The sequence below is a fragment of the Micromonospora gifhornensis genome, from assembly GCF_016863515.1.
Classification (GTDB): domain Bacteria; phylum Actinomycetota; class Actinomycetes; order Mycobacteriales; family Micromonosporaceae; genus Micromonospora; species Micromonospora gifhornensis.
In genome coordinates, this window is the sequence record NZ_BOPA01000028.1 from 1 (window position 1) to 15,795 (window position 15,795).

At 72.0% G+C, this 15,795-nt stretch carries 19 protein-coding genes; 10 read left to right on the forward strand and 9 right to left on the reverse strand.

All coding sequences use genetic code 11. The features are described from left to right. The first annotated feature begins 19 nt into the window (after positions 1-19). Genes Vgi01_RS20110 through Vgi01_RS20125 form a run of 4 tightly spaced genes read left to right on the forward strand, consistent with a single transcriptional unit; the run spans position 20 to position 2,817 of the window. On the forward strand, positions 20-277 hold the full coding sequence (locus Vgi01_RS20110; RefSeq protein ID WP_204292109.1) for a hypothetical protein: 258 nt from the start codon (positions 20-22) through the stop codon (positions 275-277). A 52-nt stretch (positions 278-329) separates the two neighbouring features. Continuing rightward, entirely contained in the window at positions 330-953 is a 624-nt protein-coding gene (locus tag Vgi01_RS20115; RefSeq protein ID WP_102656781.1) for a copper chaperone PCu(A)C, read from the forward strand. Then, positions 950-2,170, forward strand: a complete 1,221-nt coding sequence (locus Vgi01_RS20120) for a Dyp-type peroxidase (RefSeq protein WP_204292029.1) — start codon at positions 950-952, stop codon at positions 2,168-2,170. The genes Vgi01_RS20115 and Vgi01_RS20120 overlap by 4 nt, the downstream gene beginning before the upstream one ends. Before the next feature lie 17 nt (positions 2,171-2,187). Further along, positions 2,188-2,817: a copper resistance CopC family protein gene (locus Vgi01_RS20125; protein WP_204292030.1), complete on the forward strand. Its 630-nt coding sequence runs from the start codon at positions 2,188-2,190 to the stop codon at positions 2,815-2,817. A gap of 71 nt (positions 2,818-2,888) precedes the next feature. On the opposite strand, the gene Vgi01_RS20130 is transcribed toward Vgi01_RS20125, so the two are convergent. The 4 genes from Vgi01_RS20130 to Vgi01_RS20145 form a co-directional block, all read right to left on the reverse strand. Further along, positions 2,889-4,172 (reverse strand): RNA polymerase sigma factor, encoded by a 1,284-nt coding sequence (locus Vgi01_RS20130; RefSeq protein ID WP_204292031.1) that lies wholly within the window; start codon positions 4,170-4,172, stop codon positions 2,889-2,891. Positions 4,173-4,194: 22 nt separating this feature from the next. Continuing rightward, positions 4,195-4,566, reverse strand: a complete 372-nt coding sequence (locus Vgi01_RS20135) for a YciI family protein (RefSeq protein ID WP_204292032.1) — start codon at positions 4,564-4,566, stop codon at positions 4,195-4,197. Positions 4,567-4,589: 23 nt separating this feature from the next. After that, positions 4,590-4,904 (reverse strand): DUF998 domain-containing protein, encoded by a 315-nt coding sequence (locus Vgi01_RS20140; RefSeq protein ID WP_239089081.1) that lies wholly within the window; start codon positions 4,902-4,904, stop codon positions 4,590-4,592. Between the two features lie 120 nt (positions 4,905-5,024). Next, positions 5,025-5,360: a YnfA family protein gene (locus Vgi01_RS20145; protein WP_102656857.1), complete on the reverse strand. Its 336-nt coding sequence runs from the start codon at positions 5,358-5,360 to the stop codon at positions 5,025-5,027. A gap of 76 nt (positions 5,361-5,436) precedes the next feature. Here Vgi01_RS20145 and crcB (Vgi01_RS20150) point away from each other — a divergent pair, with 76 nt between their 5' ends. After that, on the forward strand, positions 5,437-5,925 hold the full coding sequence (gene crcB / locus Vgi01_RS20150; RefSeq protein ID WP_204292033.1) for a fluoride efflux transporter CrcB: 489 nt from the start codon (positions 5,437-5,439) through the stop codon (positions 5,923-5,925). Beyond that, the gene (gene crcB / locus Vgi01_RS20155) at positions 5,922-6,296 is read left to right on the forward strand and encodes a fluoride efflux transporter CrcB (RefSeq protein ID WP_204292034.1); all 375 of its coding nucleotides are present in this window, start codon (positions 5,922-5,924) and stop codon (positions 6,294-6,296) included. The genes crcB (Vgi01_RS20150) and crcB (Vgi01_RS20155) overlap by 4 nt, the downstream gene beginning before the upstream one ends. A 34-nt stretch (positions 6,297-6,330) precedes the next feature. Here crcB (Vgi01_RS20155) and Vgi01_RS20160 read toward each other — a convergent pair whose 3' ends face one another. Both Vgi01_RS20160 and Vgi01_RS20165 read right to left on the reverse strand, forming a co-directional pair. Beyond that, on the reverse strand, positions 6,331-6,729 hold the full coding sequence (locus Vgi01_RS20160) for a sensory rhodopsin transducer (protein ID WP_204292035.1): 399 nt from the start codon (positions 6,727-6,729) through the stop codon (positions 6,331-6,333). Beyond that, positions 6,726-7,946: a D-arabinono-1,4-lactone oxidase gene (locus Vgi01_RS20165; RefSeq protein WP_204292036.1), complete on the reverse strand. Its 1,221-nt coding sequence runs from the start codon at positions 7,944-7,946 to the stop codon at positions 6,726-6,728. Before Vgi01_RS20165 ends, Vgi01_RS20160 begins: the two co-directional genes overlap by 4 nt. A 90-nt stretch (positions 7,947-8,036) precedes the next feature. Here Vgi01_RS20165 and Vgi01_RS20170 point away from each other — a divergent pair, with 90 nt between their 5' ends. Further along, positions 8,037-9,836, forward strand: coding sequence for a glycoside hydrolase family 15 protein (locus Vgi01_RS20170; RefSeq protein WP_204292037.1), 1,800 nt, complete (start codon positions 8,037-8,039; stop codon positions 9,834-9,836). Positions 9,837-9,894: 58 nt separating this feature from the next. After that, the gene (locus Vgi01_RS20175) at positions 9,895-10,731 is read left to right on the forward strand and encodes a zf-HC2 domain-containing protein (protein ID WP_204292038.1); all 837 of its coding nucleotides are present in this window, start codon (positions 9,895-9,897) and stop codon (positions 10,729-10,731) included. A gap of 41 nt (positions 10,732-10,772) precedes the next feature. On the opposite strand, the gene Vgi01_RS20180 is transcribed toward Vgi01_RS20175, so the two are convergent. Beyond that, complete coding sequence (locus Vgi01_RS20180; RefSeq protein ID WP_102656854.1) at positions 10,773-11,351, reverse strand: sigma-70 family RNA polymerase sigma factor; 579 nt, start codon at positions 11,349-11,351, stop codon at positions 10,773-10,775. 105 nt (positions 11,352-11,456) lie between these two features. Here Vgi01_RS20180 and Vgi01_RS20185 point away from each other — a divergent pair, with 105 nt between their 5' ends. Both Vgi01_RS20185 and Vgi01_RS20190 read left to right on the forward strand, forming a co-directional pair. Next, the gene (locus Vgi01_RS20185) at positions 11,457-12,284 is read left to right on the forward strand and encodes an MEDS and STAS domain-containing protein (protein WP_204292039.1); all 828 of its coding nucleotides are present in this window, start codon (positions 11,457-11,459) and stop codon (positions 12,282-12,284) included. Continuing rightward, entirely contained in the window at positions 12,281-13,327 is a 1,047-nt protein-coding gene (locus Vgi01_RS20190) for an anti-sigma factor RsbA family regulatory protein (RefSeq protein WP_204292040.1), read from the forward strand. The genes Vgi01_RS20185 and Vgi01_RS20190 overlap by 4 nt, the downstream gene beginning before the upstream one ends. Here the strand turns inward: Vgi01_RS20190 and Vgi01_RS20195 are convergent. Together Vgi01_RS20195 and Vgi01_RS20200 are read right to left on the reverse strand one after the other, a co-directional pair. After that, the gene (locus Vgi01_RS20195) at positions 13,305-13,478 is read right to left on the reverse strand and encodes a CsbD family protein (protein ID WP_204292041.1); all 174 of its coding nucleotides are present in this window, start codon (positions 13,476-13,478) and stop codon (positions 13,305-13,307) included. The two genes, Vgi01_RS20190 and Vgi01_RS20195, sit on opposite strands and share 23 nt — an antisense overlap. Positions 13,479-13,548: 70 nt before the next feature. Beyond that, positions 13,549-15,795, reverse strand: a complete 2,247-nt coding sequence (locus Vgi01_RS20200; RefSeq protein ID WP_204292042.1) for a heavy metal translocating P-type ATPase — start codon at positions 15,793-15,795, stop codon at positions 13,549-13,551.

The window sequence follows — 15,795 nt, forward strand, 5'->3', positions numbered from 1 at the left end:
AGGTAAGGCACCTGCGGTGATCACGCTCCGAGCCGGTGACCTGGTGCAGGTAACCCGATCTGCCAGCGTTCAGTTCCACAAGCCGATCATGTTCCGTGTGATCCGGGTGCTGGACTGGGCTACCTACGACGGGTGGATCTGGCTGGAGGGCTACCAGCTCGACTCCCGAGGTGACGCCGTGGCGCGGCGGTCCATCTTCGTGATGCAGGCCGGACTGCGGACCGCCCCGGCACCCGTGGTGGTCGGGCAAACGCACTTTCGGAGTCGCTGGAACTAGTGGGTGATCACGGGCGACCAACTTCACGACGTCGCCCGTTGAGAGGAAACCTATGTTCAGCGCCACCTCGGGTCGGTTCACCCGCCCGGCCGTACTCTTGACCGGGGTTCTCCTCGCCGGTCTGTTCGCCGGCTGCGGTTCCTCCGACGACGACTCGACCGCGGCCCCCAGCCCGTCGGCCACCGCCGTCCCCTCCGCCAACCCGGCTGCGGCGGACGGTGCGCTTACCGTCCAGGATCCGTGGGTCAAGGCGGCCGACTCGGGGATGACCGGGGCGTTCGTCACTCTTGTCAACAACACCGACGCCGACGTCACCATCACCGGCGCGACCTCCTCCGTCTCGCCGATGGAGGTGCACGAGATGACCATGCGCGACGGGCAGATGGTCATGCAGGCCAAGGAGGGCGGTGTGGTGGTCAAGGCCCGGAGCGAGTACCGGCTGGAACCCGGCGGCGACCACCTGATGCTGATGAACCTCGCCCAGCCGGTACGGGCCGGTGACGAGGTCAGCTTCACCCTCACCTTCGCCGACGGCCGGACCCAGACGTTCACCGCCGTGGCCAAGCCGTTCACCGGCGCCCAGGAGAGCTACGCCCCCGGTCACGGTGAGCCCTCGCACGCACCGCACGGTGAGCCGTCGCACGCCCCGTCGGCCAGCCACAGCCCGACACCATGACCTCGGCGAAATCGCCGGTGAGCCGGCGCGGTCTGCTCACCGGAGGCGCGTTGGCCGCCGGTGGCACGCTTGTCGGTGCCGTCGCGGTCGCCGCCGCCCGCAGCGAGGACACCACCGCTGCGCCCGCGCAGGTGCCGGTGGCGACCGTCGGTGAGGCGATCGAGCCGTTCCACGGCGTACGCCAGTCCGGTGTCGCCACCGAACCGCAGGCGCACGCGGCGTTCGTCGCCTTCACCCTGCGTCCCGGCACCGACCGCGCGGCGCTCGGCCGGATGATGCGCCTGCTCTCCGACGACGCCGCCCGCCTCACCCAGGGGCGGCCGGCGCTTGCCGACACCGAGCCGGAACTGGGCCTGCTGCCGGCCCGGCTGACCGTGACGTTCGGCTTCGGTCCCGGCCTGTTCACCGCGGCCGGCCTCGACGAGCGCCGGCCCCCGTCGGTGGTCGACCTGCCGTCGTTCCCGATCGACCGGTTGCAGCCGCGCTGGTCCGGTGGAGACCTGCTGGTGCAGATCTGTGCCGACGACCCGATCACGGTCGCTCACGCCCAGCGGGTCCTGGTCAAGGACAGCCGCCCCTTCGCCACCGTGCGGTGGGTGCAGCAGGGCTTCCGGCGAGCCGCCGGGGCCGAGCCGGGCCGGACCCAGCGCAACCTCTTCGGCCAACTCGACGGCACCGCCAATCCGAAGCCGGGTGGGCCGCTGGAGACGGCCGTGTGGATTCCCGACGGGCCGGACTGGCTGCGCGACGGCACCACGCTGGTGCTCCGGCGGATCAGCATGAACCTGGAGACCTGGGACCTGCTCGGCCGCACCGACCGGGAGTTCAGCGTCGGCCGGCGGTTGGACACCGGCGCCCCGCTGACCGGCACCGCCGAACACGACGAGCCGGACTTCGCCGCCGTCGGCCCCGACGGGCTGACGGTGATTCCGGACTTCTCCCACCTCACCCGGGCCCACGTCGGCGACGACCGGTTCCGGATCCTGCGTCGCCCCTACAACTACGACGGGGTGCCGGCGGCCGACGGCACCGCCGACAGCGGATTGATCTTCGCCTCGTACCAGGCCGACATCGCCCGACAGTTCCTGCCCATCCAGCAGCGGCTCGCCGAGCGGGACCTGCTCAACGAATGGACCACCCCGATCGGCTCCGCCGTCTTCGCCATCCCGCCCGGTTGTCCCGAGGGCGGCTGGGTCGGCCAGCAGCTGCTCGGCTGAGGAGGAGAATCGTCATCATGCGCACCCGACTCCGCCACCTGTCCGCCCTGGGCCTGGCCGCCGTCCTGCTGGCCGCCACCGCCCTGCTGGCCGCGCCGGCTTCCCCTGCCTACGCGCACAACGTGCTGCGCAAGGCAACGCCGGCTCAGGACGCCGAGCTGACCAAGGCACCGACCAAGGTCACCCTGGACTTCCTCCAGAAGCTGAACCCGGCGTTCACCACGGTCACGCTCAGCGACGCCGACAAGCAGCCGGTGGCCACCAGCGAGCCGGAGGTGGACGGCACGAAGGCCACCGTGACCATCGACTCGCCGCTGCCCAACGGCGTCTACACGGTGGCGTACCGGGTGGTCTCCAACGACGGGCACCCGGTGCAGGGGTCGTACAAGTTCACCGTGGCCGACCCGACCGCCACCGCCGAGCCGAGCCCGAGCCCGAGCCCGGAGCCGACCGAGCCGACGGAGAGCCCCAGCCCGACCGCCGAGCAGACCTCCGTCGCGCCCGCCAGCCCCGCCGCGAGCGACTCCTCCGGTGGCGGTGCGGGTACGGCCGCGCTGCTGACCGGCGCCGCCGTACTGGCCGCCCTGGCGATCGGTGCGGTGGTCGTCCTGCTGCGCCGCCGCCGCTCCGGTGACAGCGCGGCGTAGCGGGCACACCGGCGTGACCGGTGCCGTGCGCGCCTCGGTGTGCCCGGCACACCGGGCGTGCCGCGCGCCGGTCAGCCGGCCAGCGCGTCGGCGCGGCGTCGGAACAGCGCGCGTTCGCCGTCGTTGCGGGTGAGTTCGGCGGCCCGGAGGAACTCGTCGCGGGCCGGCCCGGCGTGGCCCAGTCGGGCCAACAGTTCGCCGCGCACCGCGGGCAGCTGCGGGTAGTCACGCAACGACCGTTCCTGCGCCAGCTCGTCGACAAGCGACAGCCCTCGCTTCGGATCACCCGCCAGACCCACCGCGGCAGCCCGGTTGAGCAGCACCACCGGGGTCGGCTGGAGGTGGGCGAGGACCTCGTACAGGGCCACGATGCGGGGCCAGTCGGTCTGCTCGGCGCGGGTTGCCCGGGCGTGGCACGCCGCGATCGCGGCCTGCAGGGTGTAGCTGCCGATGCCCAGCGCCTCGGCGCGGGCCAGCCCGTCCAGTCCGCGCCGGATCAGCAGCCGGTCCCACGACCGGCGGTCCTGGTCGAGCAGGGGCACCGGCTGACCGGCGGCGTCGACCCGGGCGCGCAGCCGGGATGCCTGGAGTTCCATCAGGGCCAGCAGGCCGTGCACCTCGGGCTCGGCGGGAAGCAGCCCGGCGAGCAGCCGTCCCAGCCGCAGCGCTTCGTGGCACAGCTCCGGACGCGCCCAGTCCGGGCCGCTGGTGGCCGCGTACCCCTCGTTGAAGATCAGGTAGACGACCTCCAGCACCGCCGCGAGCCGCTCCGGCAGTTCCGCGCGGGTGGGTAGCTCGAACCGCACGTTCGCTGCGGCTAGGGTCCGTTTCGCCCGGACGATGCGTTGGGCGGCGGTGGACTCGGAGACCAGGAACGCCCGGGCGATCTCCGGGGTGGTCAGGCCGCCGAGCAGCCGCAACGTCAACGCGACCTTGGCCTCGCCGGAGAGCACCGGATGGGCGGCGGTGAAGACCAGCCGCAGCAGGTCGTCACCGATGTGGTCGTCCAACTCGGCGTCCCGGTCGGCCTCCGCGTACTCCTGCCGGATCTGGATGTCCCGGGTGAGCAGGGCGAGCTTGCGCGCGTACCGTTCCTCGCGGCGCAGCCGGTCGATGGCCCGATGCTTGGCGGTCGCCAGCAGCCACGGCCCGGGATTTTCCGGCACCCCGGTCTGCGGCCACCGTTCCAGGGCCACGACCAGCGCGTCCTGGGCCAACTCCTCGGCCAGCCCGACGTCGGAGACGAGCCGGGCCAGGCGGGCGATCAGCCGGGCCGACTCGATCCGCCAGACCGCCTCGACCGCCCGGTGGGTGGCCCGCCTCGCGTCGTCCGGGGTGGAATCGGTAGCCGTCACGGTACCGATTCCACCATCGAAGTCAGGCTGCCGGCGGGAAGTCCTCCGGCCCGAACACCTTGCGCACCTCGGTCTCACCCGACCAGCCGGGCCACATGTCCCGGTGCAGCTTCATGAACCGCGACGTCCACTCCACCGCCTCCTCCCGGTCGCGTACCTCGTAGACCGCATAGCTGATGATCTCCTTGGCCTCGGTGAACGGCCCGTCGGTGACCGCCAGCTTCCCGGCGGAGACGTCGACCCGCCAGCCGGCTGCGCTCGGCAGCAGCCCGCCCTGGTCGAGGAGGACGCCGGCGCTGGTGGCCTCCTCGCCGAGCTTCATGATCGCTGCCATCAGCTCCGGCGGGGCCGGGGTGTCGGGCTGGAGGGCCTTGAGCAGTGCCAGGTACCGCATGTCGATCTCCTCTTTGACGGATTTCAGTGGGTCGTGCTGCTGCGGTGGTGCCACATCGTCGACGACAGCCAGGCCCAGGCCAGCAGCATGGCGGCGGTGAACGCCAGGTTCGCGGCGACGCGCCCGCCGCCGGCGGCCATCGCGACGAACCCGGCCAGGAACAACACCCCTGTGGTACGCGACAGGACCGCCCAACCGCGCCGCCGGTCAGCGGCGAAGCGGCGAGCCAGGCCGAGGCACGCGGCGACGAGGCAGCCGAAGCCGACCGCTCCCGCCCCGAAGTGCAGCAGTCCGTGCCAACTCATGGTGCCGGTGTCAGCCGTTGTGGTGCGGGACATCTCCCGGCTCCCTTCGCTGTCCGGGGCGCGCCGTTCGGCCCCGCTACCAGGAAGCTCGAACGGGAAGACCGGGATTCGACACCACGGCCCAACTTTTTCGAGAAATTTCTCGGGCGGGAGTCAGGCGCCGCGCGGGGCGTACATGATGACGGCCACCCCGAGCAGGCAGATCGCCGCTCCGGCCAGGTCCCAGCGGTCCGGCCGGAAACCGTCGAAGATCATTCCCCAGGCCAGCGAACCGGCGACGAAGACCCCGCCGTACGCGGCCAGGATGCGCCCGAAGTTCGGGTCCGGCTGGAAGGTGGCGACGAACCCGTACGCGCCGAGCGCGAGCACCCCGGCGGCCACGAACCACAGCCCGCGATGCTCACGCCAGCCCTGCCACACCAGCCAGGCCCCACCGATCTCGGCGATGGCGGCCAGCACGAACAGCAGGACGGAACGCAGCACGGTCACCTGCCGCACCCTACTGCGCGTCGCCGAGGCGGCGACGAGTTGCCGGAGCTATTCTCGGTCCCCCGTTGAGGAGGTGGTGACCGTGCCGCCCGAACAGCCACCCGTCGATCCGGACGTCGACCTCCGCGTCCCGCGCCAGCGTGCCGAGTTGCGCCGCGGCACCCCGAGCCTGCTGGCGGCGATCGCCCTCGGCGGCATGATCGGCGCCGTCCTGCGGCACGGGTTGGCGGTGGCGGTCCCACACTCCCCCACCGGCTTTCCGTGGGCCACCTTCGCGGTGAACGTCTCCGGCTGCCTGCTCATCGGCGTACTGATGGTGCTGATCACCGAGGCGTGGACCGCGCCTCGACTGGTCCGACCCTTCCTCGGCGTCGGGGTACTCGGCGGATACACCACCTTCTCCGCGTACGCGGTGGAGGTGCAGCAGGCGATGGCGGTCGGCGCGGCACGCACCGCGCTGCTGTACCTGGCCGGCACCCTGGTCGCCGCGCTCGTCGCCGTCCGGGTCGGCCTCACGCTCACCCGGCTGGCGACCGGCGTGCGACGCCTGCGGAGCAGCGGGTGACAGTCCTGCTCGTGGCGCTCGGCGCGGCCGTCGGCGCACCGCTGCGCTATCTGCTCGACCGGGCGGTGCAGGCCCGGCACGGCTCGGCGTTCCCGTGGGGCACCCTCACCGTCAACGTGCTGGGCTCGCTGATCCTCGGGGTGCTGATCGGTGGCGCGGGAGCCGGCGCGGTGCCCGGTTCCCTGGTCGCCCTGCTCGGCACCGGTCTGTGCGGGGCGCTGACCACCTACTCGACCTTCGGCTACGAGACGGTCCGCCTCGTCGAGACGGGTGCCCGCCGGTACGCCCTGGTCAACGCCGTGGTCAGTGTCGCCGCCGCGCTCGGTGCCGCGTTTCTCGGCGTCACCCTGGCCGAGGTGCTCTGGGGGTGACCCCATCCGTAGTTCGGGTGCCGCGCCGAAGCGGTCACGAAGCACCGGCAGGGGACTCGTCGAGCGGGTAGGCCATCGTGGTGGCGAGTGCCACCGCCCCGGACCGGCGGGTGTCCTGCCGCAGGAACTGCGCCACCACCGGCACCGGGGAGCGGAGCACGCAGCCGTACGGGCGGTCGAGGCGGACGGCCTCCGGGTCGATCAGGTCGTTGACCCGTACGTGCCGGATCCGCCGCGCGCCGACGACCAGCCGGTACGGCCCGACCGGCTCGGTGTCCTCGTAGTAGAAGTCCAGCCGCAGGTCCGCCTCGGCGTCGCCGGTGTTCAGCACGCACAACTGGTCGAAGCTGGTGTATTCGGGCTCGGGGCCGGTGCCGCCGAACGGGATGCGACCGCCCGGCACCACCCACACCCGTGCCCCGAGCTGCGTCATCGGGTCTCCTCCAGCAGCCGGGCCAGATCGGGGGTGAGGAACACGCCGTCCGGGTCGAGGCGACGACGTACCGTCTGGAAGTCGTCCCACCGGGGCAGCAGCGGGCGCAGCTCCCGCGCGGTCAACCAGTGCTTCTTGCCCCAGTGTGGTCGGCCACCGTAATGCAGGAAGACCGATTCCATGTCCCGGAAGTAGTCCTCGTACGGCAGGGTGGTGTTCTGCAGGCAGGCGATGGTGGTGGTGGGACGGCCGTACGCGTTGCTCAGCCAGATGTCGTCGGCGGCGATCGTACGGACCAGCACCCGCCAACCCACGTAGCGGCGGTGCCGGGTCAGGATGCGCCGCCGCACCTCGGCGAAGCAGGCCGGGAACGCCTCCGACGGCAGCATGTACTCGATCTCCTCGAAGCGCAGTTCCCGGTTCTGCGGGATGGTCTGGTGGGTCGGCCCCACGTCGACCTCCCGAAGCTGACCCTCCGGGCCGGCCTCCAACACCTGCCGCGTCGCCCACCGCTGATCGTCCGGTGCCTCGTCGGCCCGGTTCATGGTCCGGACCTGGGTCAGGTCGCTGCGCGGATACCAGTAGAAATCCATGTTGCGGTTGGTGTGCTGCAACTCGGCCAGGTGGTCCAGGGTCCAGTCGACCGGCGCGCACCAGGCCCGTCGGTGCAGCTCGTAGCGGGACTGCACGTCGAGCGTCAACTGGGTGACCACACCCAGCGCGCCCAGCGACAGCCGGGCGGCGGGCAGCAGGTCGGCGTGGGACTCCGCCGAGATGTCCAGTGTCTCGCCGGTCCCGGTGACCAGCCGGACCTCGGTCACCTGGGTGGACAGGTTGCCGAAGCCGAGACCGGTGCCGTGGGTGCCGGTCGCGGTGGCACCGGCGATCGACTGGTAGTCGACGTCGCCGAGGTTGTCCATCGCCAGACCGGCCTCGTAGAGACCCTCGCCGAGCGCCTTGAGCCGGGTGCCGCCCCGGACGGTGGCCCGCTCGCCGGCCTGGTCGACCACCCCCACCATCCCGTCCAGGCTGAGCAGGATGCCGTCGGTACGCACCAGTGGGCTCGACGAGTGTCCGGAACCCACCGGCCGCACGGTGCGGCCCGACTCCCGGGCGCGCAGGATCACCTCCCGCACCTCGTCCTCGTCGGCCGCTTCGACGCGCTCGGCCGGGGTGAAGGACAGGCTGCCGGACCAGTTCACGAACGGACGGGACACCCACCTTCTCCTCTACTGACGGGCGCAGGCGCTTACCCCGCACGTCACGGGGTAGTCCTGGAGGCACCGACGTCCCCTACTGGAGCCGCGATGACCTGTCCCCCCATCGACTCGTACGCCTTCCTCTCCGACACCCACACCGCCGCGCTGGTCGCCGCCGACGGCGCGGTCGAATGGTTCTGCGTGCCGCATTTCGCCGGTGACGCGGTCTTCGCCCGCCTGCTGGACCGCAACCGCGGCGGTGTCCTCGAACTGACCGTGGCCGGCTGCGCCGAGCCGACCCGGCGGTATCTGCCGGACACCCTCGTGCTGGAGAGTCGCTTGTCGACTCCGCAGGGGTCGGCGGTGGTGCAGGACTTCCTGGCGGTGGCGCCCGGCGAGGGTGCCCAGCCGCTGCGCGCCGACAAGATGCTGGTACGCCGGGTGACCGTCGAGCACGGCACGATCCAGCTGACCATGCGGGTGGCGCCCCGAGTCGGGTACGGCGCCCGCGACGTCGCCTGGGAGCGGGTGGGCCGCCGCTGGCGGGCCGTCGGCACCGATCTGTGGGTCGGCGGTGACCTGCCCGCCGAGGCGTCCGGCGGGGCACTGCGGATCGAGGCGGAGCTGTCCGCCGGTACGACTGTGGCGTTGCTGGTCGGCTACGACGACGACGCCACCGACGTCGTCGACCCGGACGAGTTGCTGGCGCGTACCTGCCGGACCTGGCAGGCGTGGTCGGCGCGCAGCGACTACACCGGCTTCGGTTCCGACGCCGTCCGGCACAGCGCGCTGGTGTTGCGGGGGCTCTCCTTCGACGAGACCGGGGCACTGATCGCCGCGCCCACCACCAGCCTGCCGGAGGAGATCGGCGGGGTCCGCAACTGGGACTACCGGTACGCCTGGCACCGGGACGCCGCGCTGCTGCTGCTCGCCCTGTTCCGGCTCGGGCACGCCGAGGAAGGCAGGCGGTACCTGCACTTCCTGATCTCCGTCTGCAACGGTGACCTGCTCACCCCGCTCGTCGACATCCTCGGCAGCACTGCGGAGGAGCAGGAGCTGCCCCACCTGGAGGGTTACGCCGGCTCCCGGCCGGTACGGATCGGCAACGAGGCCGCCGAACAGGTGCAGTTCGACACGTACGGCCACATTCTGGATGCCGCGCTGGTGTACCAGCAGCTCACCGGCGACCTGACCGGCGAGCAGTGGGCGTTGCTGCGCAAGCACGTCGACGTGATGGCCGACCGCTGGCACGAGCCGGATCACGGTCTCTGGGAGGTGCGGGGTCCGCGCCGGCACTACGTCAACGCGAAGGTGATGACCTGGGTCTGCCTGGACCGGGGCATCCGCCTGGCCGAGTTGCTCGACGACCGGACCGCCGACGTGCAGCGGTGGCGCACGGCCCGCGACGCGGTGCACGCCGAGGTCCTGGACCGCGGCTTCGACCCGCAGGTCGGCAGCTTCGTGATGGCGTACGGGTCGACCGAGCTGGACGCCTCGTTGCTGCGGATTCCGCTTGTCGGTTTCCTGCCCGGCGACGACCCTCGGATGCTCTCCACCATCGACCGGGTGCGGCAGGAGTTGGAGATCGGCCCTGCGCTGCTGCGGCGTTACCGGGCCGACGACGGGCTGCCCGGGGAGGAGGGCGCCTTCCTGCTCTGCTCGTTCGAGCTGGTCTCGGCGCTGGTCCTGGCCGGTCAGCGGGACGAGGCTCGCAAACTCTTCGACCAGCTCAGCGCGTACGCCGGTCCGCTGGGTCTGTACGCCGAGCAACTCGCCGCGGACGGCACCGCCCTGGGCAACTACCCGCAGGCGTTCACGCATCTCGCCCTGATCGAGGCGGCGCTCAACCTCGACGCGGCGGGTGACCGGGACGCGCTGCACGAGTGGGCCGACCGGGGTGGCCGCTGACCAGGCACCGGGCCGCCCCGCCGGGAACCACGTCGACCTGACGAGCGACTATCGGTACATGGGGTGCGAGCAGTGGCGGGAGATTCTGTCGGCACAGTTGGACGGTGAGGCGACGCCGGACGAGGAACGTGCGGCCGACGGGCACCTGGAGACCTGCACGGCCTGCCAGGGCTGGTACAGCCGGGCCGCCACCGTGACCCGGCGGGCGCGTACCCAGGTGGTGTCCGCGCTACCGGATCTGACCGAGGCCATTCTCAGCGCCGCGCCGCCGCCTCGCCGCCGCGCCCGTACGCCGATCGCCGCCCTGCGGCGTCAGCGCTGGTTCGCCGCGTTCGCCGGACGGATCACCGCGGTCACCGCGTTGCGGGCCGCGCTCGGACTGCTCGGCGCGGTGCAGCTGGTCCTCGGGCTGGCCCAGGTCGGCCGGGCCGAGGTGGCCCAGCACGTGCACGCCAACGGGCAGCACCTGTGGCACGAGTCGGCCGCCTGGAACGTGGCCGTCGGGGCGGGCTTCCTCTTCGTCGCGCTGCGCCGGACCCGCCCCTCCGGGATGCTGCCGATGCTCAGCGCCTTCGTGGCGACGCTCGTCCTGTTGTCGATCAACGACCTCGTCGCCTCCCAGGTCGCCGTGGAACGCCTGGTCAGTCACGGCTTCCTGGTGGTCGGCTATCTGATCACCGTGCTGTTGGCGCGCAGCATGCGGCAACCAGGTGACCCGAACGACCGGCAGCGCCCGGAGCGATCCCGCTGGCGACTCCGCCTCGACGAGACCGACGAGCCGGCCACCCTCCGCCTCCTGCCGCCCTACTCAGCCCAGGCCCACTACCCGGCCCAGGCCCACCACCCGGTCAAGGCCCACCAGGGCCGCCGGCACGCCTCCCGCCACGCCGCCTGACCAGCCCACCCTGCTTCCCGGCTGAGGACGGCGGAGACGGGTCAGCCGACGGCGTCGGGGCGGGCGCCGCGTCGGCGGGTGGCCGGGCGCATGGCCGCGACCAGGTCTTCCCGGGCCCGCGCCACCCGGGACCGGATGGTGCCCACCGGCACGTCGCACACCTGCGCGGCTTCGGCATACGACAGTCCGAGCAGTTGGGTGGCGACGAACGCCTCCCGGCGGTCGGACGTGAGGCCGTCGAGCATCCGGTAGAGCACCACCTCGTCGTCCACTCCGGCCCGTACCCCGGCCGAGGTCGCCTCGGCGGCGGCCTGCCAGTCGGCGAGGTTTGCGGTGCGGGGGCGGGCGGCGGCGGCCCGCACCTGGTCGACCGCGACCCGGCGGGCGATGGCGAGCAGCCAGGTCCGTGCCGTGGACCGGCCGGCGAACGACGGCAGGGCGCGCCAGGCCCGCAGGTACGTCTCCTGGACCAGGTCGTCGACGTCGCGAGTGCCGGGTAGGTGCGCCAGGAACCGGTGTACGTCGTGTTGTGTGGCACGGACGAACGCCGCGGCGGCGGCTTGGTCGCCCCGGCCCGCGGCGAACGCGTACCCGGTGATCTCGTCGGTCGCGGCTGTCATCGCCGTATTGGTCGCTCGACGCGGCGGGTTGGTTCCCGGCAGTTCGACATTGACGAAGTCGATTGGCCGGGGGCAGTCGTACACTGCGACGATGAGGCGCGTGACGTGAGTGGGCAGGCCCTACCGTACGGACACCAGTGCTGGGCCTACGACGATCCCGCCGGCTTCACCCCCCGGGCGGAGGACTTCCTGCGCTCCGGCCTCGCTGCCGGCGAGCAGGTCTGGTACGTCGTCGCCGGCAGCGAGGCCGGAGCGGTCCGGGACCGGTGGCGCGATCTGGATCTGTTCGCCGAGGCGCTGTCCTCCGGTGCCGCCGAGGTACTCACCCTCGACGCGGCCTACTCCGGCGTCGAGGTGATCGACCCGGCCGGCCAGGTGTCGGCGTACCAGATGGCCACCCGGATGGCGCTCGCCGCCGGCTACAGCGGCCTGCGGGTGGCCGCGGCCTGCACGGATCTGGTCCGTACGCCGGCTCAGCGGGCGGTGTTCGCCAGCTACGAGCAGCAGATCAACCGGATGATGCGGGGCGAGGCGTTCCAGGGCATGTGCGGGTACCACCGGCCGACGTTGGGTGATCGGGCGGTCGCCGAGCTGGCCTGTCTGCACCCGGAGCACAACGTCACCGACCTGCTGTTCCGGTTGTACGCGCCGACGGCCCACCAGGGTCACGCCGTGCTCGTCGGGGAACTCGACCCGGCCAACCACGATCTGTTCCGCGCCGCGCTGGAGCATTCCGAGCTGCGCCCGGTCGACGATGAGTTGATACTGGATGCAAGTGGGCTCCGCTTTCTCGATCACCGTACGCTGGTCCACCTGAGTGAGTACGCCCAGCAACGGGAGGCGAGACTGGTGCTGCGCGGCTGCTCTGCCGGCACCGTACGGCTCGCCGCCCTGCTGGATCTGCCTGGCGTGAGTATGGAGGTGACCCGGTGAGGACGGGTCCCGCCGCCGCCGAATCCGGATACTTGCACGAGGCCCTGTGCTACGCCTCGGACGACGAGCTGCTCGCGGTCGCGGTGCCGTTCCTGCTCGACGGGGTCACGGCCGGCGAGCCGACCTTCGTGGCGCTCGGCGAGCGCACCGGCGGCCTGGTCCGCTCGGCGTTGCCGGTCGACAGCGGGGTGGAGTTCCTCACCGGTGCCGGGGTGTACGCCCGACCGGCCGCCGCCATCCGGATGTACCGCAAACTTCTCGCCGACCTGACGGCCGGCGGCGCGGATCAGATCCGGATCATCGGCGAGGTGCCGCCGCCCTCTCTCGGGTCGACCTGGGACTGGTGGGCCCGGTACGAAGCGGCGATCAACCGCGCGTACGACGACTGGCCGCTGTGGAGCATGTGTGCGTACGACACCCGGATCACGCCCCCCGACGTGCTGGCCGATGTCGCCGCCACCCACCCGCACATCGCCACCGCCGGGCAGCGGCATCTGCCCAGCCCGGACTATCTCGCCCCGGAGTCCTTCCTGCGGCAGAACCGGCCGGCGCCACCCGACCCGATCCAGGCGTACCCACCGTTGCTCGAACTGACCGATCCGACCGCCGCGCAGGCCCGCTCGGCAGTGCACCAGGCCGGTCTGGGGCAACTGTCGACGGAGGACTTCGACGACTTCGTCATCGCGGTCAGCGAAACCGTGACCAACGGGCTGCGGCACGGCTCTCCGCCCGTGCGGCTGCGCCTGTGGACGGCACCGGACCGCATCGTGGCCACCGTCAGCGACACCGGCAAGGGGCCGGACGATCCGTACGCAGGTCTGCTGCCACCCGCCGACAGCACGCCCGGTGGGCTGGGCCTGTGGATCACCTACCAGTCGTGCAACCACGTCACCCAGCACCGTGACGCCAACGGCTTCACCCTCCGGCTCACCGCTGGTCAGCCACCTGGCCTGACCGCCGTTACGCAGAGCGAACCGCCGGGCGGCGAGCGCCGGCCCGGCGGTTCGGGGGATCCGCAGCTCAGCTCCGGAACGCGTCCTTGATCTTCTCGCCGGCCTGCTTGATGTTGGAGCGGCTCTGATCGGCGCGGCCCTCGGCCTCCAACTGCTCGTTGTCGGTGACCCGGCCGACACCCTCCTTGACCTTGCCGGTGGTGTTCTCGGCGCTGTTGTTGAACTTGTCCTCGACACCCATGTCAGCCTCCGTGGTTCGTTCGGTTGCTACGTCCATCAAGTACCCAGCCGAGCCTCGGCGAATCACCGAGTCAGGTAGCGGGACGAAACCGTCGCAGCCGCAGGCTGTTGGCCACCACGAAAACCGACGAGAAGGCCATCGCCGCCCCGGCGATCATCGGGTTGAGCAGGCCGGCGGCAGCCAGCGGCAGCGCCGCCACGTTGTACGCGAAGGCCCAGAACAGGTTGCCCTTGATGGTGCCCAGCGTGCGGCGGGCGAGCCGGATGGCGTCCACGGCGGCCAGCAGGTCGTCCCGGACCAGGGTCAGGTCGGACGCCTCGATCGCTGCGTCCGTACCGGTGCCCATGGCCAGTCCGAGGTCGGCCTGGGCGAGCGCCGCCGCGTCGTTGACACCGTCACCGACCATCGCCACCACCCGTCCCTCGGCTTGGAGCCGGGAGACGACGTCGACCTTCTCCGCCGGCAGCACCTCCGCGATCACCTCGTCGATGCCCACCTCGGCGGCCACGGCACTGGCGACGGTGGCGTTGTCGCCGGTGAGCAGCACCGGGGTCAGGCCGAGAGCCCGCAGTCGGCGTACCGCCTCCCGGCTTGTCGGTTTGACCTGGTCGGCCACCGCGAGCACGGCGCGGGCCCGGCCTTCCCAACCGACAAGCACCGCCGTACGGCCCGCCGCCTGCGCGTCGGTCGACGCCCGCGCCAGATCGTCCGGTACGACCAGACCGCGCTCGCGCAACAGCCGGGGCCGGCCGAGCAGCACCTCGCGGCCGTCCACGCTGCCGCTGACGCCCAACCCGGCGACGTTCGCGAAGCCGATGACGGGCGGCAACTCGCCGACCTCGGCGGCTCCGGCCACCACCGCCCGAGCCACCGGGTGCTCCGAGCCGGCCTCCAGCGCGGCGGCCATCCGGAGGGTCTCGTCGCGCTGCTCACCCGTGCCCGGGATCACCTCCAGCAGGGTCATCCGGCCGGTGGTGACGGTGCCGGTCTTGTCCAGCACCACGGTGTCCACCCGCCTGGTGGACTCCAGCATCTCCGGTCCCTTGATCAGGACGCCGAGTTGCGCGCCGCGCCCCGTACCGACAAGCAGCGCGGTCGGGGTGGCCAGGCCGAGGGCGCACGGGCAGGCGATGATCAGCACCGCCACCGCGGCAGTGAACGCGGCGGTCGGTCCGGCGCCGGAGCCCAGCCACCAGCCCAGCGTGCCGGCCGCCAGTAGCAGCACGATCGGTACGAAGATCCCGGAGATGCGGTCGGCGAGCCGCTGGGCGGCGGCCTTACCGGACTGCGCCTGCTCGACCAACCGGGCCATCTGGGCCAGTTGGGTGTCGGCACCGACCCGGGTGGCGGTGATCACCAGTCGTCCGCCGGCGTTTACGCAACCGCCGACCACGGCGTCGCCCACCCCGACCTCGACCGGCACCGATTCGCCGGTGACCAGGCTGGCGTCGACCGCGGAGGAACCCTCGTCCACCGTCCCGTCGGTGGCGATCTTCTCGCCGGGCCGCACCACGAACCGGTCCCCCACCGCGAGTTGCTCGACCGGGATGCGGGTCTCCACCCCGTGGCGGAGCACGGAGACGTCCTTGGCACCGAGTTCGAGCAGGGCGCGCAGGGCCGCCCCGGCGGTGCGCTTGGAGCGTGCCTCGAAGTACCGGCCGGCGAGGATGAACGCGGTCACCCCGGCCGCCGCCTCCAGGTAGATGTTGCCGGCACCGTCGGTACGGCCGATGTCGAAGCTGAACGGGTGCGTCATGCCCGGCGTGCCGGCGGTGCCGAGGAACAGCGCCCACACCGACCAGCCGAAGGCGGCAAGGGTGCCCACCGAGACCAGGGTGTCCATGGTCGCGGCACCGTGCCGCAGGTTCACCAGGGCGGCCCGGTGGAACGGCAGCCCGCCGTAGACCACGACCGGGGCGGCCAGCACCAGCGACAGCCACTGCCAGTAGGTGAACTGCCAGGCCGGCACCATGGCCAACGCGATCACCGGCACGGTCAGCGCCACGGAGACCCACAGTCGGCTACGCAGGCTGCGCAACTCGTCCACCGGCTCGTCGGTGCCTGCCGCCGGGGTGGCCGGCGCGGGCAGGCTGGCCCGGTAGCCGGTCTGCTCCACCGTGGCGATCAGGTCGTCCGGGGTGACCGGGGCGTCGTAGGAGATGGTCGCCTTCTCGGTGGCGTAGTTGACGCTGGCCTGCACGCCGTCCAGCCGGTTCAACTTCTTCTCGATGCGAGCGGCGCAGGAGGCGCAGGTCATCCCGCCGATCGACAGCTCGATCCGGCCGGTCGCGGTGCGCAGCGGTCTGTTGGTGGTCAT